The organism is Pseudomonas sp. IT-P260, assembly GCF_949768395.1.
GTDB classification, from domain to species: Bacteria; Pseudomonadota; Gammaproteobacteria; order Pseudomonadales; family Pseudomonadaceae; genus Aquipseudomonas; species Aquipseudomonas parakoreensis.
In genome coordinates this window covers 63,157-85,081 of record NZ_CATKPO010000006.1, presented here as the reverse complement: position 1 = coordinate 85,081, position 21,925 = coordinate 63,157, and the positions used below count along the sequence as shown (strand labels likewise).

Here is a 21,925-nt window from a genome sequence, read left to right as displayed (position 1 = left end):
CCCTACATGTCTATGAAAAGGGCAGTGGGTCAGCCATTCGTCAGCAGGAAGAAAAGCCCCTCCTTGACAGGCAAATTATCTGGGCAAATACTCGCCGCAAGATTCATATAGATGACTAGATAACAAGGTGAATAAAGTCGATGAATTCTTTATCCAGTGATGCCCGACTCCCGCTGTATCAACGTCTGCGTGACCAATTGGCTGAGCAGATCGCCAATAATCGCTGGCGTCCGGGGGAGGCGATCCCTACTGAAGCGGCGCTGTCTGCGGAATACCAACTGTCCACCGGCACGGTGCGCAAAGCGATTGATGCGTTGGTCAGTGAGGGCATTCTGGAGCGTCAGCAAGGGCGAGGGACGTTCATTCGCCGGGCGCAGTTTCAATCCTCATTGTTCCGTTTCTTCCGATTCCAGACTGTTTCCGGTGAGCGCCAGGTCCCGGAAAGTCGCATCCTCTCGATCGAGCCCGTTGCCGCACCGTCGGCCGTAGCGCAAGCACTGGGGTTGCCCGCCGATGCGCCGGTCATTCGTATTGTCCGTGTGCGTCTGCTCGATGTTAAGCCGGTGCTCGCCGAAGAAATCTGGTTGCCCCGCCAGCGGTTTCAGGCGCTGCTGGAGATCGACCTCAGTCGCGAAGGGCCGCTGCTGTATCCGATCTACGAAGAAGTGTGCGGACAGGTTGTTGCATCGGCCGAAGAGACGTTGACCGCTGAATCGGTGAATGATGTGCATGCCCGATTGCTCCAGGTAGCGGTCAACAGTCCGGTGATCGTGATCGAGCGTCTGGCCCGCGATTACGCGGGGAGCCCGCTGGAATGGCGTCGCTCGCGCGGCCACGCGGAGCACTTCCGCTACAGCGTGGATATTCGCTGACGCTTGCCTGTGTAGCGGAGCGTTCTGCGGCGGCTAGATCGCCGCCCGATTTCTGTCTGTTTGCCAAAGCTGACCCTGTCGCGGTGCGGTTGGCTGTCGGCTGCCTTGCGTAACACCTATAAGGATAAGAATCATGTTCAGCTGGTATCGCCAAGTCACTCCTCGGGAGCGCAAAACGTTTTGGGCCTGCTTCGGCGGTTGGTCGCTCGACGCGTTGGAAGTACAAATGTTCGGTCTGGCGATTCCGGCGCTGATCGCCGCTTTCGCGCTGACAAAGGGCGATGCCGGATTGATCAGCGGCGTTACCCTCGTCACCTCGGCACTCGGTGGCTGGGTGGGTGGGACGTTGTCTGACCGCTATGGCCGTGTGCGCACGTTGCAGTTGATGATTGTGTGGTTCTCGTTCTTCACCTTTCTCTCGGCCTTCGTCACGGGCTTCAATCAGCTGTTGGTGGTCAAGGCGCTGCAGGGTTTCGGGATTGGCGGGGAGTGGGCGGCCGGTGCGGTGCTGATGGCCGAGACGATCAATCCGCACTATCGCGGCAAGGTCATGGGCACTGTGCAAAGTGCCTGGGCGGTGGGTTGGGGCCTGGCGGTCGGGGTGTTCACGCTGATCTATACCTGGGTGCCACAGGACATGGCCTGGCGTGTGATGTTCCTTGTCGGGTTGCTGCCGTCGTTCCTGATCATCTGGGTACGTCGTAACGTTGAGGAGCCGGACAGCTTCCAGCGTCTGCAAAAAGCCAACGCCATCCCGCAGAGTTTCTTCAAGTCGCTCGCCGGCATTTTTCGCCCGGAACTGATTCGCGTGACCCTGTTTGGCGGGCTGCTGGGACTGGGCGCGCACGGTGGCTATCACGCGGTAATGACCTGGTTGCCGACCTTCCTCAAGACCGAGCGCAATCTCTCTGTGCTGAACTCGGGCGCGTATCTGGCGGTGATCATCTTCGCCTTCTGGTGTGGTTGTGTGGCCAGCGGCTATTTGATCGATCGCATTGGCCGTCGTAAAAATATTGTGCTGTTTGCCTGGTGCTGCGTGGTCACGGTGCAGTGCTACGTATTTTTGCCGTTGACCAATACGCAGATGCTGTTCCTGGGGTTCCCGTTGGGTTTCTTTGCCGCCGGTATTCCGGCCAGTCTGGGAGCGCTTTTCAACGAACTTTACCCTGCCGATGTACGCGGCGCCGGCGTTGGCTTTTGCTACAACTTTGGCCGGGTGCTGTCCGCTGTATTTCCATTCCTGGTCGGGCACATGAGTGACTCCATGTCGCTGGGGTCGGCGATTGGTATCGATGCCGGGATCGCCTACGGCGTGGCGGTGCTTGCCGCACTGTGCCTGCCTGAAACCCGGGGCAGGGACCTTGAAGCCAATGCCACCTCCGTTTCGGCCGGTATCAACGGCAATCAACGCGCTCGGGCGTGACGATCCTAACCTTCAGTAGATAAAACCCATGTCAGATATTCGCCCCAAGTCGATCACCGGCATCGACTCCCATGCCCATGTGTTCAGCCGTGATCTGCATCTGATCGGTGCACGGCGCTACACCCCTGAGTACGACGCCACGCTTGGCCAGTACCTTGAGCATTTGCAAGCGCATGGTCTGAGTCACGGTGTATTGGTGCAACCCAGTTTCCTTGGCACCGACAATAGCTACCTGTTGGCGGCGTTGAAGCACGCGCCGCAGCAGTTGCGCGGTGTGGTGGTGCTGGAGCCAAGCGTCAGTCGTTCTACCTTGAATGACATGGCTCGACTGGGCGTGGTCGGCGTGCGCTTGAACCTGATCGGCAAGGCGTTACCTGATTTTCGTGACAGTGCCTGGCAAGGGTTTTTCAGCGATATCGCTGATCTCGACTGGCATGTCGAGTTGCACCGTGAAGTCAAGGATCTGCCGGGCCTGATCCAGCAATTGACGCCGTTCGGCGTGAAGTTGGTGATCGATCACTTTGGGCGGCCGGACGCGAATGCGGGTTTCGATCAGCCCGGGTTTGGCGAGTTGCTTGAGGCCGGATCGAAAAATCCGATCTGGATCAAGGTATCGGGAATCTATCGTTTGGGAGGTACGCCACAACAGAACATTGATTTCGCTCGAAGAGCATTACCGTTGCTGGAACAAAGCTTCGGCCTGCATCAGTTGGTATGGGGCAGTGACTGGCCGCATACGCAGCATGAGCAAAGCATCGGTTTCGCCACCGTCGTCGACCAGTTGCAAGCCTTGGAACTTTCGGCGCAAGCCAGCGACTCGCTGCTGGTGCAAACGCCTCGAAGGCTATTCGGTTTTTAGAAAGTCGAACGCTGAAACTCAGCCGTTGCAGATGCCATTCATCTCACCCACATACAAGAATTTGGGCACCAGCCCAACCGAGAACCTTTCATGACTCCCTTAGATATAGATCTGTTACTGACCGCATTGATCAGCGTACTGGTGTTGGTAGCGCTGATCGTCTCGCGCCTCAAAATGCACCCGCTGCTGGCTTTGTTGGTAGTTTCCGTCGGCGTAGGCTTTGCAACCGGTATGGAGCCAGATGGCATCGTCTCCCACTTGGTCACCGGCGCCGGCAAGACACTGGGGGCAGTGGGGGTGGTCATCGCGCTGGGGGCGATGCTCGGCAAAATTCTTGCTGACGCCGGCGTCACCGAGCAGATTGCTGCGGTCATCCTCAAGCGCACAACGGATCGGATGATTCCGTGGGCGATGATGATGGTCGCGTTTGTGATTGGCATACCGATGTTTTTCGAGGTCGGCCTGGTGATCATGCTGCCGCTGATCTTCAGCGTGGCGCGCAAGCTGGAAAGTCAGGCGCGCTTCAAGGGTTCAGCGTATGTCTATGTGGGCGTTCCGGTGATTGCCGCACTGGCCGCCATGCACGGCATGGTTCCGCCGCACCCTGGCCCGTTGACGGCCATCGCCGCGCTGAAAACCTCGGTCGGGCCGACCATGCTCTATGGTTTCCTGGCGGCTATTCCGGCCATGATTTTAGGCGGCCCACTGTATGGCGCATTCATTTCCCCGCGCATGAGCACTCGGCCCGATCAGGTGTTGCTGGATCAGTTCACCCTGGCTGAAAAAGCCGACGATAAACCAAGCCCCAGCGTATACCTTGGCGTACTGGCAGCCTTGCTGCCGGCGATCCTGATGCTGATCCATGCCGTCGCCGAGATGGTATTGGCCAAGGACAATGCGCTGCTGAAAATGGCCGGTTTCCTCGGCAATCCGCTGATAGCGATGCTGCTGGGCGTGCTGTTCGCCGGGGCCAGTCTGGTACTCGCGCGCGGCGGCGATGCGGGGCAATTGCGAGAGTCGCTGGGCAAGAGCCTCAAGCCAATCGCCTCGATCATCATGATCATTGCCGGCGGCGGTGCCTTTCAGGAACTGCTGACCAGCGCCAAGGTGGGCGATGCGATTGTGCACCTGACTCAGCAGTCGGCATTCCCTCCGCTGATCCTCGGTTGGTTGATCGCCATGTTGCTTTCGGTGTCTACCGGTTCCGCCACGGTAGGTATCGTGGGGGCTGCCGGCTTGCTGGCGCCGCTTGCCGGTGCTGATCCCAGCCTCAACCTGCCGCTGCTGGCCTTGTCCATTGGTTGCGGCTCGTTGTTCTTCAACTACGCCAACCATGCAGGTTTCTGGATGGTGAAGGAATCCTTCGGCATGACGATGGGCGAAGCCACCAAGACTATTTCGGTGGTGCAATCGATCGTCGCCGTGGTCGGTTTGATTGTGGTGTTGCTGTTGAACGTGGTCGTGTAATGACCTGAGGCGGCGTCCAATCAGGACGCCGCCATCTGTGAAACCCCTTATTGGCCGTCGATCAGGCGCGGCAGTTGCAGCGGATTGGACTCGCGCAGTGACTCACCGATCGCTTTTGGCCGGTTGCTGCCCTTTGGGGCAAACCGCATTCGGCCAATAGATGCTACTCGCAATCGACTCGGCCCCTTGCTTCCAGCAGCCAGTCAAATCGCAGATATAAGTCTGTAACCAGCAGTTGGCTCGATATGGCACGAGCCGGGTTGACGGGGGGGTAGGTGAACCAGAACTGGTTATTCACCATATGGGCTGGCCATCGCTAGCCACTATCGGTGACTCGAGTCCGCCCCTTTCGATTCGACTGAGGTAACGGTAGTGGCTGCAGCCAATTCGTCATGGCTTGACGAAATGATGACGGCAGAAAGCTATTATTGTTAAGTTTTCCAACCCCAAGCCGATAATCGCCAGGAGGCACGACTCGCACCCCGGAGTGGAGAAATCCGAATGTTGTCCAGCAGATCCAAGTCGTCAGAAGGTTCCCGAGACGAGCGCTTCGACGGCCTGCTCCATATGGTCAGGCGGCAGTTCGGTGTCGTGGCCGTCCTGCTGACAACCGGCGCCCGGGATCTCCAGCGCTTTTGCGCTGGCGCCGGCCCGATTGTGCGCGACACACTGCCAGATCTCCACATGCCGCTTCCCTCCAATGCCAATGCACATACATTGCTGCTTGTGCCCGATATCAGCCGCGACGAACATCTGCGCAATCACCAGCTGACAAAAACGTTTCCCGCGCTGCGCTTTCTCGCCGTCTGCCCCCTACAGGCTCCAGATGGAGCGCAGCTCGGCCTGCTTTATCTGCTTCACGACCAACCCCGCGAGCTGGATTCCGAGCAACAAAAAGGTTTGCAGGAGTTCGCTCAATTGGCGGCAGGGGCGCTTCTGCTAAAGGAGTCGGATCGAGCAGAGTTTGAGCTTCCGAGCGAAAGCGAGCGACGCAAGACGCTGGCCATCGCCACCAGCGGCACTGGTGTCTGGGACCGAAACATGATCACCGGCAAAGTCAACTATTCCGATAGTTGGAAGGCCATGCTGGGGTACACCAACAACGAGGTCGGCGACGACGTCGCGGAAGCGTACACCCGCATCCATCCCGCCGACTTCGCCTACGTGCTGGCTGTCTACCAGGAGGCCATCGACGGGCGCACCGAGATTTTCGAAGTAGAACACCGACTACGCTGCCGGGACGGCAGTTACAAGTGGGTCTGCAGTCGCGGCAAGGTGGTGGAATATGACGGCGCCGGCAACCCCGTGCGCATGGTCGGAGCCACCACCGACGTCACTGCCATGTACGCTCTGTCAGAACAGATACAGCTGAACGCCGCGCTGCTGACCGACCTGACCAACGAAATCCCCGGCATGGTTTTCCAGAGTCTGCGGCAGTTGCATGGACAGTACAGCTTTTCCTTCGTCAGCATCGGGGCCCGCGACATTTACGGAGTGACGCCGGAGCAACTGATGCAGGATGCCGACATGCTGCACCAGATCATCCATCCGGACGATCTGGCTGCTTACCTCGGCTCCCTGGAGGCGTCTGCGAAGGATCTCAATCCCTGGAGCCTAGAATACCGGGTACTGCTGCCCGGTGGGAGCGCCGCTTGGCGTCAGGGGGCTGCGCGTCCCAGGGCACTGGCGGACGGCAGTGTGCTGTGGCACGGCATCATCACCGATGTCACCGAGCGCAAGCTAATCGAAGCAGAACTGCAGGTGCTCGCCAGCACGGATTATCTGACGCAACTCTCCAATCGTCGCCATTTCATGAAGCACCTCGAAAGCGAGTTGGCGCGGGTACAGCGCTCTGCCAGCTATCCCGCGGTAATCCTGATGTTCGACCTTGATCACTTCAAAGCCATTAATGATCGATGGGGCCATTCGGTAGGTGATCTCGCGCTGCAGCACTTCTCGGCCATTCTCTGCGCACAGCTGCGCAGAACTGATGCCGCCGGTCGCATGGGCGGCGAAGAGTTCGCAGTGGTGTTGAGCAATGCTTCCGTCGACGAAGCCAAAATCTTCGCCCAACGAGTCCAGGATGAGCTGGCCAGTGCGCCGCTAGACCACGGAGACGAACGTCTGACACTGGCGGTCAGCGTAGGTATCGCCGCCCTCGATTCAGCCGATGTCAGCGCTGAGGCCAGCCTGTCGCGCAGCGATAAGGCGCTCTATTGTGCAAAGCGTGCCGGGCGCAACCGCATCGAATGTTATTGAAAGGTCGGGCGGGGTTCAGACCTCAAAAAAGCGACATAGCAAGACGTATCGAGCCTCCGCCGCCCGGCCTGCATAGTTACGATGCCCATCATTTCAGCATGATCGAAAAAACATCAAGTTTGAAGCGTTCCAGCGATCGTCTGCCTGGCCGAAAGCAGCCCGTTGAAGATGGCCCATACTTTTGAGTGTCGAGATCGAAACAGTGAGGTGGGAAGGGTAGGGTTGCGGAAATGACTGAAAAGATGCGGAAGACATCCAGAAAAAGATGAGCAAAATTTCCGAATGTCAGAAACGACAAAGCCCTGAATAATCAGGGCTTTGTCGTATCAAATATGGCGGAGGCGATGGGATTCGAACTCATGGACCTGTTACAGTCGACGGTTTTCAAGACCGCTACGGAAAGCCGCTGAATACGCGGTCTCAGACGCTTTTTCGTTCCAATACTTTTGTCTTGTAGCACCTCTGCAGACCGCATTCTACAAGGGGCGCGATTTGAGTTATGGAACGCTTTTTTTGCCTATTTTGATGGTTTCGCGATGGCACCAACGCGACGGTAAACCCGCTCGGTAATGTCACCTTTCGTGTGCCCGAGCAGCAGGCTGGCGTCACCCACATCACTGATCTCCGATGCCGCCTTCGGTCGAATGTCCCGGAACTGGAATTCACCGATCCTCTTTGCCAGCAGCTCGTCTCCCTGTTCAAGAGCTTCCAGCTTTGCCTTCTCCCGCGCGGCATCCCACCGCTTCCTTAGCATCGTTGCCGTCATCCGTTTACCGCTCCTGTTGATGATCAGGTAGCTCGAAACGTGTGCAGCGTTTCGCTCTGTGATCGCCGCGATCAGAATGCCCAGGCTGTTCGCCTCTCCGGCGGTCGTCATCTGAATGCGCAGCTTCTTGTGCGTCTTGTTCTGCTGAACAGTCAAATATCCGCCCTCAACATCATCCTTCCGCATAACCAGCACATCTGCCGGCCTTTGCCCGGTCAGATAGGCCAGGTCCATCGCTTCCTTCAGCTCCTGAGCTGCCTGCTTGTACACCGCCTCCCAAACCACATCATTCGCGTAATAGTCCCTCGGCGTCTCCTTGTTCTTGCGCACACCTTGGCAGGGATTTTCTTTTGTCGTCAGCCCCCATTCCCGGGCGATGTTGAAAATGTGGGAGAGGGTAGCGATCTCACGGTTTGCCCGGACCTTTGCTGATCGCGCGTCTCGGTAGCCAGCAATCGTTGCTGGCGTGATCGAGTCGATCGGGGCGCTATCGAACATCGGCGGAAGCTGCTTGATCTCCGCCAGGTTGTCCTTCTGCGTGCGCGGCGCTTTCTTTGGCACCACATCACGAATGTACCGGTCGAAGATTCCCTTCATAGTGCGCAGGTCGAGGGGCTTTTCCTTGGCTTCGAGTTCAGCCCACTTCAGCCTGGCCTTGTCGATATCCTTGCCCAGAGGGATGTCATTGCCGAGTAGGTCGCGGTAGTAATACGCGGTCCAGGTACTACCGTTTTTCCGCTTCCGTGAGCGCTTGTACATCCGAGGGGGAAGGTGCTGGTGCTCGGTCTTGCGGGGGCGCATATCAGTTCACTCGCGAAAAATCTGGCGTCCATGCCGGCGCGACCGGCGGCGGGTTCGGATCGGCGATGGTGGGGCTGATCATGCCCAGCTTCATGCGGGCGTACATCCGCCCCACCAGCGGGCGCTTACCGCGGCTTTCGACAAACACCCACTGGCGATCAATCAGCCAGCGGCGCTGGTACGCGCGGGCTTTGTAGCCGGTGAGTTCGGCCAGCTCCTCGTCGGAGAGAATTTCAGTTTCCATGGTGATGCTCCATGCCGCGCGTGGTGGCAGAAGTTGCTTGCTATTGGATGGTTGCGCTTGGTCTACAGTTGATCGATGCGCAATTGATGCGGAGTAAACGAATGTTCAACAAGTATCCGGAGCAGAAGCAAAGCCGGACGGCGCTGGCTGTGCTCGGTGCCGCATTCCTGGCGCTGGGAATATTTCTGATCGCCGTCGATGCAGTTGGAGGTTTTATTTTTGTCGTCGCTGGAAGCGGCCTTGTCTTGATGACGTGCGGGGCAGGCGAGCGAACATTCGCGAGAGTGTTGCGAGTCCTGAATTGGTTTTGAGTGATTAACCGCGGCTTGGCCTTACGCCGGCAGGCTTTGTGGTTAAATGAGATGTTTTCTTAAGGAGAGGCATCTATGAAAAAGGCATTTCAAAACTCGTTGTTCTTATCCGGTCTGCCGCTGACCGTCTGTGGCGTTGCGATTACTGCCCCGGGTCTTTGGATTCCGGGGCTGGTGCTGATGGTTGCAGGCTTGGCTACGAAAAAAAGAGTCTGACTTCATCGCCACGGCCCTCTGTATATCAGGTAGGCCATGTAGAGCGGGGCGAAGATCATGGCGTCACCTCCGAGGCTTCTGGCATATCCTCGAACTTGTAAGTCTTGATGACGCGCTCTTCGAACCCGGATACCTTGATGAACTTTGCCTCTTGCACCCAGGGGTAGGCGTCTGGTTCGCCGTGCTTGCCGCCGCCGCTCATCTCACAAAAGGCGAGGGCGCGGCCATCGGGCAGGATGAAGGCTTTCACATCGACCTCGTAGTTACGCTCCCAACTGTAGTGGCACCAAGAAGGGATGCCGCGAACTACTTCAGCCTCATAACGCACTTCGTTGATGGCGTCGTCATGCTCGTTTTCCTCGAACATGGTGTCGAGTAGTTCGCCCGGTGCGGCGGACAGAAAAGCATTGTCGATGTTGCTGTCCTGCCCATCATCATCGGTAAACGTGTAGGCGTAGCCGAACTCAAGCCCCTTGCGCATGACCAGCAGCTTTGCCATCTGGCTTGCAGTGAGCGTGTTCAGTGAGTGGTGAATGTTTGCATCAAGCATAGGAGTTCCTTGCCGCTATAGCGGCTATCAAATTCACATGAGGGAGAGGTATCGTTGCCGCCATTAAAAAATGGAGGTGGGAAGTGGTCGTTCACGGAGTCGAGTATCGGTTTTGCTGCGCTTCAAGCGTTGTTGAAGGACACGATGGCCTTGCGCTTGAATGCTGGAGAGGTAACAACGGGCTGTTATTTGAGATCTTTCGAAATGACGAGACACTCCGCTTTGAAGTGACCCTGTTCGTAGAGAATGTACCGCTTGAGCTACTTGAGTACGCCGTACCAATCGCCCGAGAACGCTTAGGGGATTTTGTTCCTTATTCCTGACACTTCGTCCTTGCCGCTATAGCGGCTGAGTCTAGGTGAGATGATTTCGTGGTTTTAATAAGGTAAGCGGTTGATTATATGGTAATTATTTTGGTTTCTACGGGATGTTCTAAATGTTGGGTTTTCGCTTAGCGTTAGGCGTTGTCGCCTTCTTAGCCGGACTTGTACTAGCCGTAATTGCTGCTTTTGAAGGCCGCTTTCTAGGGGGAGCAGGCTTCCTTGCTGCTGGGATTGCATTGGCGGTCACAGTTGTCTTCTGGGAGCTATGGATGAGTCCAGGTTATTGGATAGCTCCTGTGTGCGCGACAGCGTTAACATTTTTCTCTATTGGTGATGTGCTTACCTCGAGTCATGCGGTTAATTTCAACGAAATCGAAGCACAAAATGACTTTCTGAGCCTGATTATAAATTTGCAGGGTGGGTTATCACCCATGAACCTTCGCGAGAAGAGATTGGTTGAAGCGGCCTTCAAAGTTTGCGTATTGCAAGGCATTCAGGACCAGCAGGAGCTCGTAATCGGAGCCCAGAAAGCTATCTACTTCGGGTCAGCGATGACACTAGTGGATGGAGTCAATTCGGCATTGACTAGTGAGCACCCATCACGTTGTCTTGACTATTATCGAGAGTTAAGAAAAACCAAACCCCAGATCTTTGTGAATTTTGAAAGAAACCATCCTTGGCTTTTGGCGAACTGAGGGCCAGTAACGGTGCGCCAATTTTTTCGGCTGTCCTATGCCGAGGCATGCCCGGGCGGAGGAGAGTGGAGGGTGGCTGTTGCCACAACTAATTACGTAACGCGTCTTTTGTTTGTTTTTAATCGGAGTAACATCGTCGGTCGCCGGTAAAACCGGCTCGCTGATAGGCGGAAAACGATGATGTTTCGACTTCTCGAAGAGCTGCTGTTACAACTTGTGATTGACCAGTTGGTAACCCTTTTTGCTCGACTCATCGAATGGCTCAACACATTGCCTTGGCAATCTTAGCTAACGTGATTACGCCGCACCGGCATGGCCCTCGATGCAGGCCATGGTTGGTTTTCTCATTAGTTGGTAGCGGTTAGCGCGAGTGCTTCTTCCCCGCCGCGTGCGATGCCGGCGTGCAGATCTACCCTGCGGCCGACAAGCATTCCCGCGATTTGCGCGTTCAGGTCGATGTCGATATCGCGCGCTTTGCGGGTTTTGCCTACGCCTTTGTTTGCGAGGTACTCGGTGATCAGCGCCTTGTCTTGCGCTTCGACGGCGATAATGTCGCGGCCGTCGCTTGCTCCCGGGATATCGTCTTCGCCTTTTGGAACAAGGGCGCTCAGCTTTCCGTGAACCTCGTTAACCCATGCCAGGGCAAAGTGGTCGCCTGCTGTTTCGGCTGAGTACGAGCTGTGGTGCACGCCTGCACGCACCGAAGCGACGTATTGCTTGCGGGCAAATTTCAGCTTTGTCAGCAGCGCCTCGAACGCATACAGCGCGATGTGCTGGGCAATGTCACCCCCACGAAGGAAGTGCGCGCAATGATTCGATCGTTTTCGCTGCAGTACTGCCGACCGTACAAAGAGGTGCACCCGAATACGTTGGCAACCGCTCCGGCCAAGCTGCGCTCCCATACGGGCGTTCGGCCCGTATGAATTGCGACTCGACCTCACCAACGTCGCTCAGCTTCACATCCATTTCAGTCAGCCGTTACTCGCGCATCAGTGCTTGGGCCTGGCGCAACGCCGTTGCGGCTTCGTTCTCGTCGATCTGTTGTGCGGACACAGGGGATCCTCGCCGGGTATATTCGCCGGTCAAATGACAAGGTGAGTGGGGAAAGGATGCTGAATGAATGCGGTAAGGCGCTGTTCAAACCTTGGTTGTCAGTGCCGAATGTCGTACTTGTCCTAGCGGTGATCTTTACAGTTTCGCTGCTTAATCTAACAAGTAGCGAGTTAGCGAGTTGGGTCCAGTCGGTTGGCTCAATTGCCGCTATATGGGGGGCATTTTCAATAAGTAATCGACAGACAAAAATTCAAGAAGCGCAACGTATTGCTGAGGAGGTTCAGAAAAAAGGGCGATTAAGAGGAATATTGATCTATTTGGCGGATAAGCATTTAGTGAAAACTAAGCTGCTCAAAGATGCCGTGCAGCAAGAGTATTTTGGTAGTGATACTATTGGCCCATATCTTGAGGCTAAATTCCACCTGGAGTGGCCGAGTCACTTGGAAGCCCTTAAAGCTATTGATATCAATGGGCTTGAGCCATTGGAGGTTGGCGTGGTAATTGATATGCAAGTTGCTACGCAGTTCGCATTGGATGTTTGTAATCGGTTGGGTAAGGATTGGGAGCCGGCGGGTGATAGGGAAGAAAGTGATATTGAACGTTTAATGCACTTTCGTAAAGAAGCTAAGGCTAACTTTCGATACCTGCTGGATGAGGCTGCACGCAGCCAATCAATTGTTTGAGTGGACTCCCAAGAAGCTCGTGTGCCACCATCGGCTAGCGTGATTCGTAGAAGTGGGGTATTTGTGTTCGGCCCGGCATGAAGCCGGCCAAGGAGCGGTAATGTTTGCGAAAATTATTCTGGGCATACTGATCGGTTTTTTAGGCGGTGTCGTTGAAGATCGAGGGCCATCTTGGAGAAGAAAAACTGAGATTATTTCGGAGGTTCTACTTTTCTTTATTGGTCTCGCGTTTTTAATTTCTTCCTTCATGTTCGGCGCACTTTATGGCGCCATGGCGATAGCCGAAATTACTGCTGGTGTTTATGCATACCAGAAAGTTTTCCGTTCACAAAAAGCAAGCTCGTAATTTCTCCAACTGGGCGCGGCCCTCCGTGACCGGTGGTACCAGCTTGGTTTTGGTTGGGATATTACGGATGGCCGACAAAGAGAGTAATACTGATGGGCGTCAAAAAAACCAATAAAAGTCAGTTTGATTTTTTAGTTAACGTAGGGCTTGCAATTATTTTTGTACTTCTTGGTTCGCTTCTGTATTTTTATTTCAATGTATTTGATGGCGGAGTATCGAAGAAGCCAGATAGTTGGTCAGCGTTTGGTTCTTTTTTTGGTGGTGTTTTTGGCCCTGTAATTTCACTGGTTACACTATTTGCATTATTGCGCACAATTCAGCTTCAAAAGGAGTTGCTAGTCACACAATCAACTGAATTCGATGCGCTCTCATCTTTGCAATCTGAGCAGTTACGCGAGGCAAAGCTATCCGACTACAAGACACATCAATTGCAGCTTCTTCATCAGCAAACCACAATGCTTGAGCAAATGCAGGATCGATATCAGCAGGAGGCTGAGCGAATTTTTTTGCACACAACTGAATTTCACGGGACGAAGGCTGCTGCACTCCAGGATATGGATAATGCAATAGTTGACAGTGAATATAAAGTTAAGCGATTGATAAAGCTCTCGATCAAAGTTTCGTTAACTACATACGAAACAATCGAGCAAATCAGGGGTGATGTATCAGAAGGGCTGAAATCCATCGATCCATTATTTGTGGAAAGTGATATTCCCAACGAGTAGATTTGTTTAATTAGGAGTGGGTTAAGTCTGTCTGCCGACCTCAGTTATGGCAAACGCTTCTAGCTGCCGCGACCACTTTTCCTTAATTACAATTTCCGGTCGCGACATGCTGGCGAAGCGCGCTGATTCTTCAGCTGGCGCGCCGGCCAGATTGATGATGAACGTCGACACCGTCTCCTGCCATTCCTCGAAGCCGTGACGCTCGCCGAGAATCTGAAGTGCGTCATCAAGCGCTTTCGAAACAATCAGCGAACGCTTTTCGGCGCCGATCCGCTCGAGCAACGCCTTCTCCTTGGCTCGCTTGTCCTTCTGCAATTGCGCATTGCTCTTGGCCATGGCCCACCTCTTCAATTCCGCTGGCCGGCAAGTCCAGCCAGGTCTGTAGGCGGCGCTGGTGCACCCTGTTGATAGTTCGTCTCACGCTGCTACCTTCATCTGATGCCAAGCGCCGCACTTCTGGTGCTGGTAATTTGGTTTGGGTTGGGCTATTACAGTGACAGGCATAGAGCCGAGACAGGGGCAATTGTGGATAAAATTGACTTGGGCGGTCTGGAGCCTGATTTGGAGCCAGTCGCTGAAAAGTTACATCGTCTGGCTCGCATGGGGATCAGTGCGCTACCAGTGGTCGGCGCCCCGCTTATGGAGATATTCAACTCTGTTCTCGAATCGCCTTTGAATAGGCGTCGAACGGAAACCATGATTCAGATAGGTGAGGTAATAAATAATTTGATCGAAAAGCACGTATTGACTGAGGAAGATCTGCAGGAAAACGAGGCCTTTATCAGTACGGTTTCTGAGGTATGCGCCATTTCGCTGCGGAACCACCAATCTGAAAAACTTGAAGCGCTACGGAACGCGGTAAAAAACTCTGCCCTGCCCAGTTGTCCGTCTGATGATCACCGTCAGATGTTTCTAAATTTCGTTGACGTGTGCACCGTTACCCACATCAAAATTTTGCACGTTTTCGATGACCCGCAAGAATGGATTACCTCTCGAAATATGACGCCGCCTGGGTGGAGCATGGGTGCGATTTCCACCGTTTTGGAGTTTGCATTGCCCGAATTAAAAGGCCACGCCGAAACCTACACCGTTATTTGGAAAGATCTATTCCAGCGTGGACTGCTCACGACCGATGGTCTCAATACGACCATGAGTAGGGACGGCATGATCGCTGGAAGAACAACCAAACTCGGGGCCGAACTCATCAAGTTTTTAAGCTAGCGACCCAGTCTCCGAAGTGTCGAAATTCTTGTTTTCGCTAAGCCAACTTCAATTTCCGCGACACGTTCTCGGGCATCACGTATTCGTGGTGCGGATAACTCAAGCAAACCAACCAGCGCTTTGTCGGCTATTAATGTCATATTCATCGTACTGTTATGCAAACCTTGCAGTGAATCAAAGTTTAGCCTATGGCACACATCCCAGCATAGCCTGCTCGATGCTGGCATGGCCTTGTGTCGCAGCTCCTTTCCCGCGACAGCTAGGCGCTTTGCACTGCTCTGGCCGAACATTCCTATGCTAATTTGGTCGTGGCAATTATCTCGTTGCAATTTTCAACTATGTTACTGATACACTGATCTAAACCTTCCAATAGGTGGCGCTAGCCCAAAGGAATGAGATGGAAATCAAAGATTTTTGCGTAGCGCATAATATAGATTTGAGTGGATGCGCTGTGTCTCTCGGAGGCGGTGCCTTTACACTAGTCGAGTTGGAAACATCGCCTGTTGAGTTTTTGACCTTGGCTGAAGAAGATTTTCAACGTGGTGGTCTGTCTGCGCTCGTAAATGCAACGACAAATGCCAAACGCGCGGTTGTGAGTCAGATGGATCAACTTTTAATTTCTTTCGGCTACAAATCGACTAGTTTTGAAGTTCCACGCAAACTAGAAAAGTTGCAGGCGCTCGGGCTGTTGGCCCCAAGACTGTTACGAAAAGTTGTCAAGATGCGAAACATTCTTGAGCACGAGTATAAAAAGCCATCGCTTGCCGCGGTAGAGGAGGTACTTGATATTGCGAGTCTGTACTTGTTTTCATCCTCCGCGATGTTTATCCCTTTTGATGATGTATTGGAATTCTCTCTCTATAAGGCGTCAAATAAGAACAGCCCAATTAAGCAGGTAAGTGTTGGATTGGCGCGAGAGGCAGGACGAGTCTTTTATACTGCATATGTTTACGAGGGGGACGCTGCCCATAGTTCCTGTGTCGGCAAATGCGAGATACCCTCAGGTCATCCTCTCTTTGATCCAATGGTAAAAATATCCGCCTCGATGATGCAGAAATATAAGGTGGATCAGGCGTTCAGGGACTTCGAAACGGTATACGCGACAATGTGACTCCGTCGTAGATGTTGCTTTCTGGCGACTATCATTTGACTCTGATTGAACTTTCGCCACGCTCTAAATGCGCCCATGTTGGTTCAGGCAGCAGTTCCTGTTCCGCATCTTCCCCAGCGTCGATGCGCTTGTGTACCGCATCGTTGTGGTCCCGAATTTCCTTGAGCTTAATGGCGATGGTTTTCTTGTCTGGGGTGATCACGCTCTTCAGCGTGACGAACTCATCAGGCACTGCTTGCTCGTTGTCGACGATGACCTTTTCGGGCGAGCGCGCGAGTGTGATGGTGAACAGTGGTCGTTTGATGGACTTGATGTCAGCGGCCTCCATGTTCCGGCGCAGGTAATCGCTGAGTTGGCCAACAGTGTTTTTTTTGATGCGCTTGAGCTCGATCAAGCGATCAACCTCCTTGAAGATGGCGTCAATGTCACTTTCAATGTTCCGGCGCAGCATGACGACGTTGTCGGCCTTCACTTCGAACTCGCCCTTGATGCCGTCCATTATGTCTTGGATGGCCTGGCGCAGTCCTTCGTCGTCGCTGTCAGCCAAAGCTGCGAGCTCGGCCATCTGCATATTCAGTTTGTAGAGATCGGTCATGCTGCGCCCTCCAAGGCATCTTCAAGATCTGCTTTACGGGCGTCTTTGGCGCGCGTGAATTTGAGTTTGTGAGCAGCGCACTCTGGTTCGGTTTTGCGCAAGTCCAGCTTCCGCATCGCCGATTTGTAAAGCTGCTCCAACTCGTTGAGTGATTGCGCGGTGCCGATCAAGTGGAGTGTTTCAGCCAGCCATTCGCGATATTCAGCTGCCAGACGCTCCTTCGCTTCGATCTTGTCCTCGGCGCGCTCGATTTCGGCTTCACCCAGGCGTTCGTTGACGTAGTGAATGTCGTCGTAAAGACCGAGGCGAACGTCGGCGGAGAAGCCGAGCTGGCTCAGGCACTTGCCGATCGCATCTGTAAGAGATTTTTTTGGGGCGTCGAAGTCAGTACTGATGCCAAACGGGTTCTGTGTGATGAAAGGCGTGTGTCCATAGTGCGTGATCGTCTTGCGTTCGCCGTCGCCGCCGAGGTACCACAGCGCGACTTTGAGGGTGTGAACCTGGGCGCTGGCCAAAACTGCTCCATCCTTGCTCAGCAGCGGTCCGCCGATATCGAAGCGCTCTTCGGTCACGTCATACCCCCAGCCGGTACCGCAAGGCCCGAACTGCTGGTGGCACGCTTAGCCAGGTATTGGGCGTTCACCGCGGTACCTGTAAAACCGCCGGGGCCGGTGTATTCCTTGGTGAACTTGGGGTCGGTCTTTCCGACCTCTTCCCAGAGGGCGAGGTTTGGTGCAGGCATGACGATCTCCCGCCGCGCGTGTGCGCGGCTTTGAAAGATGGGGTTTATTGAGTGATGCGGTCGGCGAGAGCGCTGAGCAGCATCAGGAAGGTGAAAACGCCGAGGGAGGAGAACGCGCCGCGCCAGATGATCAGGCGGCGCGCCCATTGACGACCGGTCACGGCCGAACTCTCACCGCAATCCGCTTGCCCTTCATCGTCGGCGCCAGGAGCTGCGGCAGATTGGCGACCAGATCCTCGCGCTTGCAGCCGATCACCTCGTTGAAGGGACGGCCGAAGCCGAGCAGGGCGATCTTGTTTTCGATGTCCTCCAATTGCTCGTCGATCAGCGATTTAACTGGTGCCGTACTCATGTGTCCTCCTTGCGCCGATGACAGGTGTCACGCAGGCGTTTGCAGTAGTGGTTGAACTTGTCAGTGGTGATTGCGCCGTCAGTGAAGAGGCGGGTGATCAGCGCCTGAACCAGCAGACTGATGTCTTCTTCGTCGGCGGGCGCCGACACACCATCAAGGGCTTGGTCGATCAGGATGTGCGCGCTCAAAACCCACACTCCTGTTCGACGCGATCACATTCGCGCTTGGCGTCTCGGAATTCGTTGGCGTGCACTACGACCAGGTCGTTGGCGAGCGACCGAATGATCTGCGGATCACCGCCAACTGCCTCTACGGCCCACTTTTGCAGAATCCCGCCGTCTTTCCGCCTGATCAGTTCGATCAAAATCTTCTCGATGTACCGATCGGGATCCGGATTTGCGGCCATGTGATCCGCCAACGCCTCCGGCAGATGGTCAGCGTTGAATAGAACCTTGCTTCGCCCAACCGGGTTGGGCGCCTCGACGTGGCGCCGATAAAGCAAATCGTCGACCGACTCGGTCAGCCATTCCTGACCTGCCTCCGTATCGAGAAAGTCGTCTTCCGGGATGTGCTTGCGCAAAGCTGACATGGGCGCCTCCAGAGTGGCGGGTGTTGATCCAACAAAACTCGGATGCACTCATCCACTCCGCTGGTTGCCGTTTGGCGCGGAGGGGAGTGCATTCGGGATTGGTCGGGTGAAGGGTGGGGATGCCGCTTACGGCGGCAAGTCGACCTGCGGGGTCTAGAAGTCCGTGATTACGTTAATGCTTGCCAGCTTTTGGCCCTCACCAGCCGCGGTGATTTCCAGCCGGGCTTTGTGATTTGCATCTCTGCTCATATTGGCGAAAAACATGTCAGCCGAATCCGGTTCAAATATTCGAATCCCTTGACCCTTTTCCAAAACTTCAGAGTCCTCACACAGAACCAGGAGCTGCAGTTCTGGATCAAGCTTTTGAAGCTGCGCGATCATGTCCTTAACTTTCATAGTTGATTCCTAAATTAAAGTCGGGGGAGTAGCAGAGACAAATGTAGCCGTATTGTTCGATCGCATCGGGGTGTGATCTGACCGGGGCTCAACCGGCATTGAGCGGATGGGGCAGCCCTGAAGACTACCTGATGGCACATCCGCCGCACGAGGCTTGGCCTCAGATCACACCCCGATGCGCTCTCATAGAGAGGATCGGGCAGTTAACGCCAGGCTGTCGTGGCGCTGGTTGTTTAGCCCGTAGCGCTGAAGGTTGGTAGCATCGAACTCCTTTTCGGAGCACGCAATTGCTATGCATCAGGTTGTTGAAAGGGCGTTGAACGTGATCGCAGCAGAAAGCAGCGAGCCCCAATACACTGAAGCGTTCAGCGCTGCGCGGGCAGTCGTCCTTGAGTTTGGTGAGGAAAATCTGGCTGACCGGCTTTTTGCCGATATTCCCGATTCAATCTCTTTCATGCAGGTGGCCCGGCTCTTCGACTTTCTTGCCTGGCAGACGGAGGACAACGGGTCAGCGATGACTCGCGCTATTGAGCGTTGGCTGCTAGAAGGCACCAATCTGCGCAAGGTTCAGATCGCTCTCAATCTCGAGATCTACCCGTTTCCGGATGAGCGCGAGATGTATCGAGTGCTGTCTGATGTGGCTGCGTCACTCCCGGAGATGGCTGATAGATGCCAGCAGATAATCAGCTCTCGGAAAAGCTTGTAGCACCTAGTCCACATCCCAAAGCCCGCTCTTAGAACGAGCTTCGTAACTTTTCAAAGGCGTGTAGGTCGCGATCTTCCTGAGCGACTTGAGATGCATCAACCATCGCGCGGTAAGCATCTGGGTCATCGATGGGTTTGTAGTCGACGTCACTGATCACCCGCTCGGTTTCAACCAGTTGGTACCGGCGCCCATTCAGTTCCAGCATCAGGCCCGAGATTGTCCCAATCTTCCGGGAAAGCCCCAAGGTCAGCCGCACCCCATCCGCGTTAGAGTAGATCTTGCCGTCGTAGGGAAAGGAGGCGCCGCGTGGTTCGTCACTTTCGAAGTTGAAGATCGACCGGCTGATAGTGCCCAGCAGCTTTCCGTTTTCGACCTGAACGACGTCATAGGTAGATGCTCCGCGATACTGGCCAGGCGAGTTCTGCAGCTCCTCGACAGCGTGCCAGTAGCTACATCACTTAGCTCAAGGAAAATGGTCGACTGGTGCTGTCGCCCAACGGCAAGCAGGTGGACGTACAGGCCACCGAAGCGCTGATCCGCGAGACCGCCGACCCGAGCAAGGCTGCCGTCGCTGCCCGCCACCAACAGGGGCGGCTTCAGCGTGATGTGTACAGCCAAGTCTCAGCCCAATCCGAACCGACTAACATGGCTGCGCCGCCGCCCGTTGAATCCACAGCCGATAGCGGTCGTTCGTGAATGACAACAAACAGCCAAAATCTTTGCATCACAACAGTACGGAAATGACTCAAAAAGCTCATCCTAAAAAACAACAAAAAGAGAGAGGTGCTTTTGGCTTTTTCAGCGTCTCGCAGACAGCTGTTGCGGCGCCAAAAATGCATCGTGGAAATAATTGCGAAACGCGTGCATTGCCGGGCTGAACTCCTGTTCACGGTGCCACGCCAGGCCGACGCTCATTGGAGTGACCTTATCGGTGATTGTCAGGGTTTCGATGCGTTTGCCTTCCAGTGACCAAGGGCGGTGTACCAGGTCCGAAAGGATCGCCACGCCGCTGCCATTGGCGACCATGCTGCGCACTGCCTCCACTGAGCTGGTGCGCACCCGCACGTTCGGCTGCTGGTGCGCGTTTTCCCAGTAGCGCATGGCGCTTTGTTCGGCCTCGTCGACGGTCAGCAGAATGAACGGCTCCTTTGCCACATCGGCAAGGCTGACCGCCGAACGCTCGCACAATGGGTGGTGGCTTGGCAGCCATAACCGGCGCTCAGAGTTGAAGAGTGTCTCGGAGACGATGTCCGGATGGGTGAGGTTGGCGGTGAGCACCACGGCCATGTCGAACCGGCCTTCGAGCAGGCCTTGTTCGATGGCTTGCCGTTCCTGTTCGTGGACTTCGATGGTCACGTCGGGATGCCAGTGCTCCAGTCGCTGCAAATGGTGCGGCAGGAAGTAGCCGAACACGGTATAGCTCGCCGCGAGACGCAACACCCCGCTGGCGCGGATGTCCGGCAACGGACTGTTCAACGCGTCATCGACACTGCGCAAAATCACATAAGCCCGATTCAGAAAGTGCCGCCCGGCATCGGTCAGGCTCATGCCCTGCGCCGAGCGCTGGAAGAGCAGGGTGCCGAGTATACCTTCCAGTTCCTTGATCGCCGTGGTTACCGCCGACTGCGAAATATTCAAGTGAATCGCGGCCTGGGAGATCTGTCCGATCTCGGCCGTGGCAACGAAATAGCGCACCTGGCGCAAGGTCAGTGACATGAACACTCCGGTAGATGAAGACGCTGTTTTCTCCAGGCTATCTGTTTTTCAGAAGATGGCCTATCTATTAATAGATCTTCCCAAGGGGTGATCTGGAATTTACTTTGGCCTGCATGAAGTCACAAGCGTCAGGAGCAAGCGTCATGCAAGCAGTAGATTTCAACTCGGACATGGGTGAAGGCTTCGGCCCATGGACCATCGGCGATGGCGTCGACAACGAACTGATGGGTTTCATCAGCTCGGCAAATGTCGCCACCGGTTTTCATGCCGGCGACCCCGGCACCATGCGCCGCACCGTTGAACAGGCCAAGCGTCTGGGCGTGGCGGTCGGCGCGCATCCGGGGTTTCGTGATCTGGTCGGTTTCGGCCGTCGGCACATCAACGCACCGGCCCAGGAACTGGTCGACGACATGCTTTACCAGTTGGGCGCCCTGCGTGAACTGGCTCGGGTTCAGGGCGTGGCCCTGCAACACATCAAACCGCACGGTGCGCTCTATATGCACCTGGCGCGTGACGAGGAGGCCGCGCGTCTGCTGGTGGAAAACCTGCAACGCCTGGAGCCTGAGTTATTGCTGTATTGCATGCCCGATTCGGTGATCTGGCGAGTCGCCACAGAACTCGGCCAACCGGTGATCCGCGAGTTCTACGCCGACCGCGAATACGACCTCAGCGGCTCCATCGTCTTCACCCGCAACGTGCGCGCCTACGACGCGGAGCAGGTCGCTGCGCGGGTATTGCGCGCCTGTCAGCAAGGCGTGGTGCGCACAGTCGAGGGTGAAGACCTGGCGATCGAGTTCGATTCGATCTGTTTGCACAGCGACACCCCGGGCGCACTGGCGCTGGTCGCTACCACTCGCAAAGCACTCGATAACGCCGGGATCCAGGTGCGCGCACCACGCTGAAC

Annotated in this window: 29 protein-coding genes and 1 pseudogene; 16 read left to right on the top strand and 14 right to left on the bottom strand. The window is 55.2% G+C overall.

Translation table 11 applies throughout. From position 1 onward, the window contains the following. The first annotated feature begins 140 nt into the window (after positions 1 to 140). The 5 genes from ACM6HV_RS04830 (at position 141) to ACM6HV_RS04810 (ending at position 6,880) form a co-directional block, all read left to right on the top strand. Positions 141 to 872: a GntR family transcriptional regulator gene (locus tag ACM6HV_RS04830; RefSeq protein WP_047294081.1), complete on the top strand. Its 732-nt coding sequence runs from the start codon at positions 141 to 143 to the stop codon at positions 870 to 872. 133 nt (positions 873 to 1,005) lie between these two features. Then, positions 1,006 to 2,295, top strand: a complete 1,290-nt coding sequence (locus ACM6HV_RS04825) for an MFS transporter (RefSeq protein WP_414903655.1) — start codon at positions 1,006 to 1,008, stop codon at positions 2,293 to 2,295. Between the two features lie 28 nt (positions 2,296 to 2,323). Next, the gene (locus ACM6HV_RS04820) at positions 2,324 to 3,154 is read left to right on the top strand and encodes an amidohydrolase family protein (RefSeq protein WP_414903654.1); all 831 of its coding nucleotides are present in this window, start codon (positions 2,324 to 2,326) and stop codon (positions 3,152 to 3,154) included. A 90-nt stretch (positions 3,155 to 3,244) separates the two neighbouring features. After that, positions 3,245 to 4,621: a GntP family permease gene (locus ACM6HV_RS04815; protein WP_086791015.1), complete on the top strand. Its 1,377-nt coding sequence runs from the start codon at positions 3,245 to 3,247 to the stop codon at positions 4,619 to 4,621. Positions 4,622 to 5,122: 501 nt separating this feature from the next. Beyond that, positions 5,123 to 6,880: a diguanylate cyclase gene (locus ACM6HV_RS04810; RefSeq protein ID WP_414903653.1), complete on the top strand. Its 1,758-nt coding sequence runs from the start codon at positions 5,123 to 5,125 to the stop codon at positions 6,878 to 6,880. Positions 6,881 to 7,397: 517 nt separating this feature from the next. Here ACM6HV_RS04810 and ACM6HV_RS04805 read toward each other — a convergent pair. Further along, positions 7,398 to 8,447, bottom strand: a complete 1,050-nt coding sequence (locus tag ACM6HV_RS04805; RefSeq protein ID WP_414903652.1) for a tyrosine-type recombinase/integrase — start codon at positions 8,445 to 8,447, stop codon at positions 7,398 to 7,400. 1 nt (position 8,448) lies between these two features. Then, complete coding sequence (locus tag ACM6HV_RS04800) at positions 8,449 to 8,691, bottom strand: DUF4224 domain-containing protein (protein ID WP_414903651.1); 243 nt, start codon at positions 8,689 to 8,691, stop codon at positions 8,449 to 8,451. An 11-nt stretch (positions 8,692 to 8,702) separates the two neighbouring features. Here ACM6HV_RS04800 and ACM6HV_RS04795 point away from each other — a divergent pair, with 11 nt between their 5' ends. Beyond that, a complete protein-coding gene (locus tag ACM6HV_RS04795; RefSeq protein WP_414903650.1) occupies positions 8,703 to 9,002 on the top strand; it encodes a hypothetical protein in 300 nt (99 codons plus the stop codon). Between the two features lie 75 nt (positions 9,003 to 9,077). Beyond that, entirely contained in the window at positions 9,078 to 9,218 is a 141-nt protein-coding gene (locus ACM6HV_RS04790) for a hypothetical protein (RefSeq protein WP_414903649.1), read from the top strand. A gap of 55 nt (positions 9,219 to 9,273) precedes the next feature. On the opposite strand, the gene ACM6HV_RS04785 is transcribed toward ACM6HV_RS04790, so the two are convergent. Further along, a complete protein-coding gene (locus ACM6HV_RS04785) occupies positions 9,274 to 9,768 on the bottom strand; it encodes a hypothetical protein (protein WP_414903648.1) in 495 nt (164 codons plus the stop codon). Positions 9,769 to 10,204: 436 nt separating this feature from the next. On the opposite strand from ACM6HV_RS04785, the gene ACM6HV_RS04780 reads away from it, so the two are divergent. Further along, a complete protein-coding gene (locus ACM6HV_RS04780; RefSeq protein WP_414903647.1) occupies positions 10,205 to 10,786 on the top strand; it encodes a hypothetical protein in 582 nt (193 codons plus the stop codon). 347 nt (positions 10,787 to 11,133) lie between these two features. Here ACM6HV_RS04780 and ACM6HV_RS04775 read toward each other — a convergent pair whose 3' ends face one another. Beyond that, entirely contained in the window at positions 11,134 to 11,688 is a 555-nt protein-coding gene (locus tag ACM6HV_RS04775; RefSeq protein ID WP_414903646.1) for a hypothetical protein, read from the bottom strand. Between the two features lie 207 nt (positions 11,689 to 11,895). Here ACM6HV_RS04775 and ACM6HV_RS04770 point away from each other — a divergent pair, with 207 nt between their 5' ends. The 3 genes from ACM6HV_RS04770 (at position 11,896) to ACM6HV_RS04760 (ending at position 13,593) form a co-directional block, all read left to right on the top strand. Continuing rightward, positions 11,896 to 12,522 (top strand): hypothetical protein, encoded by a 627-nt coding sequence (locus ACM6HV_RS04770; protein ID WP_414903645.1) that lies wholly within the window; start codon positions 11,896 to 11,898, stop codon positions 12,520 to 12,522. Between the two features lie 100 nt (positions 12,523 to 12,622). Then, entirely contained in the window at positions 12,623 to 12,868 is a 246-nt protein-coding gene (locus ACM6HV_RS04765) for a hypothetical protein (protein WP_414903644.1), read from the top strand. Between the two features lie 92 nt (positions 12,869 to 12,960). Then, the gene (locus tag ACM6HV_RS04760; protein ID WP_414903643.1) at positions 12,961 to 13,593 is read left to right on the top strand and encodes a hypothetical protein; all 633 of its coding nucleotides are present in this window, start codon (positions 12,961 to 12,963) and stop codon (positions 13,591 to 13,593) included. Positions 13,594 to 13,614: 21 nt separating this feature from the next. Here ACM6HV_RS04760 and ACM6HV_RS04755 read toward each other — a convergent pair whose 3' ends face one another. Next, entirely contained in the window at positions 13,615 to 13,929 is a 315-nt protein-coding gene (locus tag ACM6HV_RS04755; protein WP_414903642.1) for a hypothetical protein, read from the bottom strand. Between the two features lie 189 nt (positions 13,930 to 14,118). Here ACM6HV_RS04755 and ACM6HV_RS04750 point away from each other — a divergent pair, with 189 nt between their 5' ends. Together ACM6HV_RS04750 and ACM6HV_RS04745 are read left to right on the top strand one after the other, a co-directional pair. Further along, positions 14,119 to 14,814 carry a hypothetical protein gene (locus ACM6HV_RS04750; protein WP_414903641.1) on the top strand — a complete coding sequence of 232 codons (696 nt, stop codon included), beginning with the start codon at positions 14,119 to 14,121 and terminating at the stop codon, positions 14,812 to 14,814. A 397-nt stretch (positions 14,815 to 15,211) separates the two neighbouring features. Continuing rightward, a complete protein-coding gene (locus ACM6HV_RS04745; RefSeq protein WP_414903640.1) occupies positions 15,212 to 15,925 on the top strand; it encodes a hypothetical protein in 714 nt (237 codons plus the stop codon). Between the two features lie 31 nt (positions 15,926 to 15,956). On the opposite strand, the gene ACM6HV_RS04740 is transcribed toward ACM6HV_RS04745, so the two are convergent. From ACM6HV_RS04740 to ACM6HV_RS04710, 7 genes are all read right to left on the bottom strand, one after another. Then, positions 15,957 to 16,520 carry a siphovirus Gp157 family protein gene (locus tag ACM6HV_RS04740; RefSeq protein ID WP_414903639.1) on the bottom strand — a complete coding sequence of 188 codons (564 nt, stop codon included), beginning with the start codon at positions 16,518 to 16,520 and terminating at the stop codon, positions 15,957 to 15,959. Next, complete coding sequence (locus ACM6HV_RS04735) at positions 16,517 to 17,092, bottom strand: hypothetical protein (protein ID WP_414903638.1); 576 nt, start codon at positions 17,090 to 17,092, stop codon at positions 16,517 to 16,519. Before ACM6HV_RS04735 ends, ACM6HV_RS04740 begins: the two co-directional genes overlap by 4 nt. After that, positions 17,089 to 17,262 carry a hypothetical protein gene (locus ACM6HV_RS04730; protein ID WP_414903637.1) on the bottom strand — a complete coding sequence of 58 codons (174 nt, stop codon included), beginning with the start codon at positions 17,260 to 17,262 and terminating at the stop codon, positions 17,089 to 17,091. Before ACM6HV_RS04730 ends, ACM6HV_RS04735 begins: the two co-directional genes overlap by 4 nt. 157 nt (positions 17,263 to 17,419) lie before the next feature. Continuing rightward, the gene (locus tag ACM6HV_RS04725) at positions 17,420 to 17,614 is read right to left on the bottom strand and encodes a hypothetical protein (protein WP_414903636.1); all 195 of its coding nucleotides are present in this window, start codon (positions 17,612 to 17,614) and stop codon (positions 17,420 to 17,422) included. After that, the gene (locus ACM6HV_RS04720) at positions 17,611 to 17,802 is read right to left on the bottom strand and encodes a hypothetical protein (protein ID WP_414903635.1); all 192 of its coding nucleotides are present in this window, start codon (positions 17,800 to 17,802) and stop codon (positions 17,611 to 17,613) included. Before ACM6HV_RS04720 ends, ACM6HV_RS04725 begins: the two co-directional genes overlap by 4 nt. Next, the gene (locus tag ACM6HV_RS04715) at positions 17,799 to 18,203 is read right to left on the bottom strand and encodes a hypothetical protein (protein ID WP_414903634.1); all 405 of its coding nucleotides are present in this window, start codon (positions 18,201 to 18,203) and stop codon (positions 17,799 to 17,801) included. Before ACM6HV_RS04715 ends, ACM6HV_RS04720 begins: the two co-directional genes overlap by 4 nt. Positions 18,204 to 18,356: 153 nt before the next feature. Next, positions 18,357 to 18,599, bottom strand: coding sequence for a hypothetical protein (locus ACM6HV_RS04710; RefSeq protein ID WP_414903633.1), 243 nt, complete (start codon positions 18,597 to 18,599; stop codon positions 18,357 to 18,359). A 292-nt stretch (positions 18,600 to 18,891) separates the two neighbouring features. Between ACM6HV_RS04710 and ACM6HV_RS04705 the strand changes: the two genes are divergently transcribed. Further along, positions 18,892 to 19,305, top strand: coding sequence for a hypothetical protein (locus ACM6HV_RS04705; protein WP_414903632.1), 414 nt, complete (start codon positions 18,892 to 18,894; stop codon positions 19,303 to 19,305). Positions 19,306 to 19,333: 28 nt separating this feature from the next. Here ACM6HV_RS04705 and ACM6HV_RS04700 read toward each other — a convergent pair whose 3' ends face one another. Then, positions 19,334 to 19,561 (bottom strand): hypothetical protein, encoded by a 228-nt coding sequence (locus tag ACM6HV_RS04700; RefSeq protein ID WP_414903631.1) that lies wholly within the window; start codon positions 19,559 to 19,561, stop codon positions 19,334 to 19,336. A gap of 137 nt (positions 19,562 to 19,698) precedes the next feature. Between ACM6HV_RS04700 and ACM6HV_RS04695 the strand changes: the two are divergent. Further along, positions 19,699 to 19,974 (top strand): annotated as a pseudogene (locus tag ACM6HV_RS04695) (terminase small subunit); the annotation flags it as partial. Between the two features lie 129 nt (positions 19,975 to 20,103). Here the strand turns inward: ACM6HV_RS04695 and ACM6HV_RS04690 are convergent. After that, on the bottom strand, positions 20,104 to 21,021 hold the full coding sequence (locus ACM6HV_RS04690; RefSeq protein WP_414903630.1) for a LysR family transcriptional regulator: 918 nt from the start codon (positions 21,019 to 21,021) through the stop codon (positions 20,104 to 20,106). A gap of 143 nt (positions 21,022 to 21,164) precedes the next feature. On the opposite strand from ACM6HV_RS04690, the gene ACM6HV_RS04685 reads away from it, so the two are divergent. Further along, positions 21,165 to 21,923, top strand: coding sequence for a 5-oxoprolinase subunit PxpA (locus ACM6HV_RS04685; protein ID WP_414903629.1), 759 nt, complete (start codon positions 21,165 to 21,167; stop codon positions 21,921 to 21,923). Positions 21,924 to 21,925: the final 2 nt, after the last annotated feature.

Coding starts and splice junctions, on each gene's coding strand:
- ACM6HV_RS04830 (WP_047294081.1), top strand. CDS start 141: ATGAATTCTTTATCCAGTGATGCCCGACTCCCGCTGTATCAACGTCTG.
- ACM6HV_RS04825 (WP_414903655.1), top strand. CDS start 1,006: ATGTTCAGCTGGTATCGCCAAGTCACTCCTCGGGAGCGCAAAACGTTT.
- ACM6HV_RS04820 (WP_414903654.1), top strand. CDS start 2,324: ATGTCAGATATTCGCCCCAAGTCGATCACCGGCATCGACTCCCATGCC.
- ACM6HV_RS04815 (WP_086791015.1), top strand. CDS start 3,245: ATGACTCCCTTAGATATAGATCTGTTACTGACCGCATTGATCAGCGTA.
- ACM6HV_RS04810 (WP_414903653.1), top strand. CDS start 5,123: ATGTTGTCCAGCAGATCCAAGTCGTCAGAAGGTTCCCGAGACGAGCGC.
- ACM6HV_RS04805 (WP_414903652.1), bottom strand. CDS start 8,447: ATGCGCCCCCGCAAGACCGAGCACCAGCACCTTCCCCCTCGGATGTAC.
- ACM6HV_RS04800 (WP_414903651.1), bottom strand. CDS start 8,691: ATGGAAACTGAAATTCTCTCCGACGAGGAGCTGGCCGAACTCACCGGC.
- ACM6HV_RS04795 (WP_414903650.1), top strand. CDS start 8,703: ATGCCGCGCGTGGTGGCAGAAGTTGCTTGCTATTGGATGGTTGCGCTT.
- ACM6HV_RS04790 (WP_414903649.1), top strand. CDS start 9,078: ATGAAAAAGGCATTTCAAAACTCGTTGTTCTTATCCGGTCTGCCGCTG.
- ACM6HV_RS04785 (WP_414903648.1), bottom strand. CDS start 9,768: ATGCTTGATGCAAACATTCACCACTCACTGAACACGCTCACTGCAAGC.
- ACM6HV_RS04780 (WP_414903647.1), top strand. CDS start 10,205: ATGTTGGGTTTTCGCTTAGCGTTAGGCGTTGTCGCCTTCTTAGCCGGA.
- ACM6HV_RS04775 (WP_414903646.1), bottom strand. CDS start 11,688: ATGGGAGCGCAGCTTGGCCGGAGCGGTTGCCAACGTATTCGGGTGCAC.
- ACM6HV_RS04770 (WP_414903645.1), top strand. CDS start 11,896: ATGCTGAATGAATGCGGTAAGGCGCTGTTCAAACCTTGGTTGTCAGTG.
- ACM6HV_RS04765 (WP_414903644.1), top strand. CDS start 12,623: ATGTTTGCGAAAATTATTCTGGGCATACTGATCGGTTTTTTAGGCGGT.
- ACM6HV_RS04760 (WP_414903643.1), top strand. CDS start 12,961: ATGGGCGTCAAAAAAACCAATAAAAGTCAGTTTGATTTTTTAGTTAAC.
- ACM6HV_RS04755 (WP_414903642.1), bottom strand. CDS start 13,929: ATGGCCAAGAGCAATGCGCAATTGCAGAAGGACAAGCGAGCCAAGGAG.
- ACM6HV_RS04745 (WP_414903640.1), top strand. CDS start 15,212: ATGGAAATCAAAGATTTTTGCGTAGCGCATAATATAGATTTGAGTGGA.
- ACM6HV_RS04740 (WP_414903639.1), bottom strand. CDS start 16,520: ATGACCGATCTCTACAAACTGAATATGCAGATGGCCGAGCTCGCAGCT.
- ACM6HV_RS04730 (WP_414903637.1), bottom strand. CDS start 17,262: ATGCCTGCACCAAACCTCGCCCTCTGGGAAGAGGTCGGAAAGACCGAC.
- ACM6HV_RS04725 (WP_414903636.1), bottom strand. CDS start 17,614: ATGAGTACGGCACCAGTTAAATCGCTGATCGACGAGCAATTGGAGGAC.
- ACM6HV_RS04715 (WP_414903634.1), bottom strand. CDS start 18,203: ATGTCAGCTTTGCGCAAGCACATCCCGGAAGACGACTTTCTCGATACG.
- ACM6HV_RS04710 (WP_414903633.1), bottom strand. CDS start 18,599: ATGAAAGTTAAGGACATGATCGCGCAGCTTCAAAAGCTTGATCCAGAA.
- ACM6HV_RS04705 (WP_414903632.1), top strand. CDS start 18,892: ATGCATCAGGTTGTTGAAAGGGCGTTGAACGTGATCGCAGCAGAAAGC.
- ACM6HV_RS04690 (WP_414903630.1), bottom strand. CDS start 21,021: ATGTCACTGACCTTGCGCCAGGTGCGCTATTTCGTTGCCACGGCCGAG.
- ACM6HV_RS04685 (WP_414903629.1), top strand. CDS start 21,165: ATGCAAGCAGTAGATTTCAACTCGGACATGGGTGAAGGCTTCGGCCCA.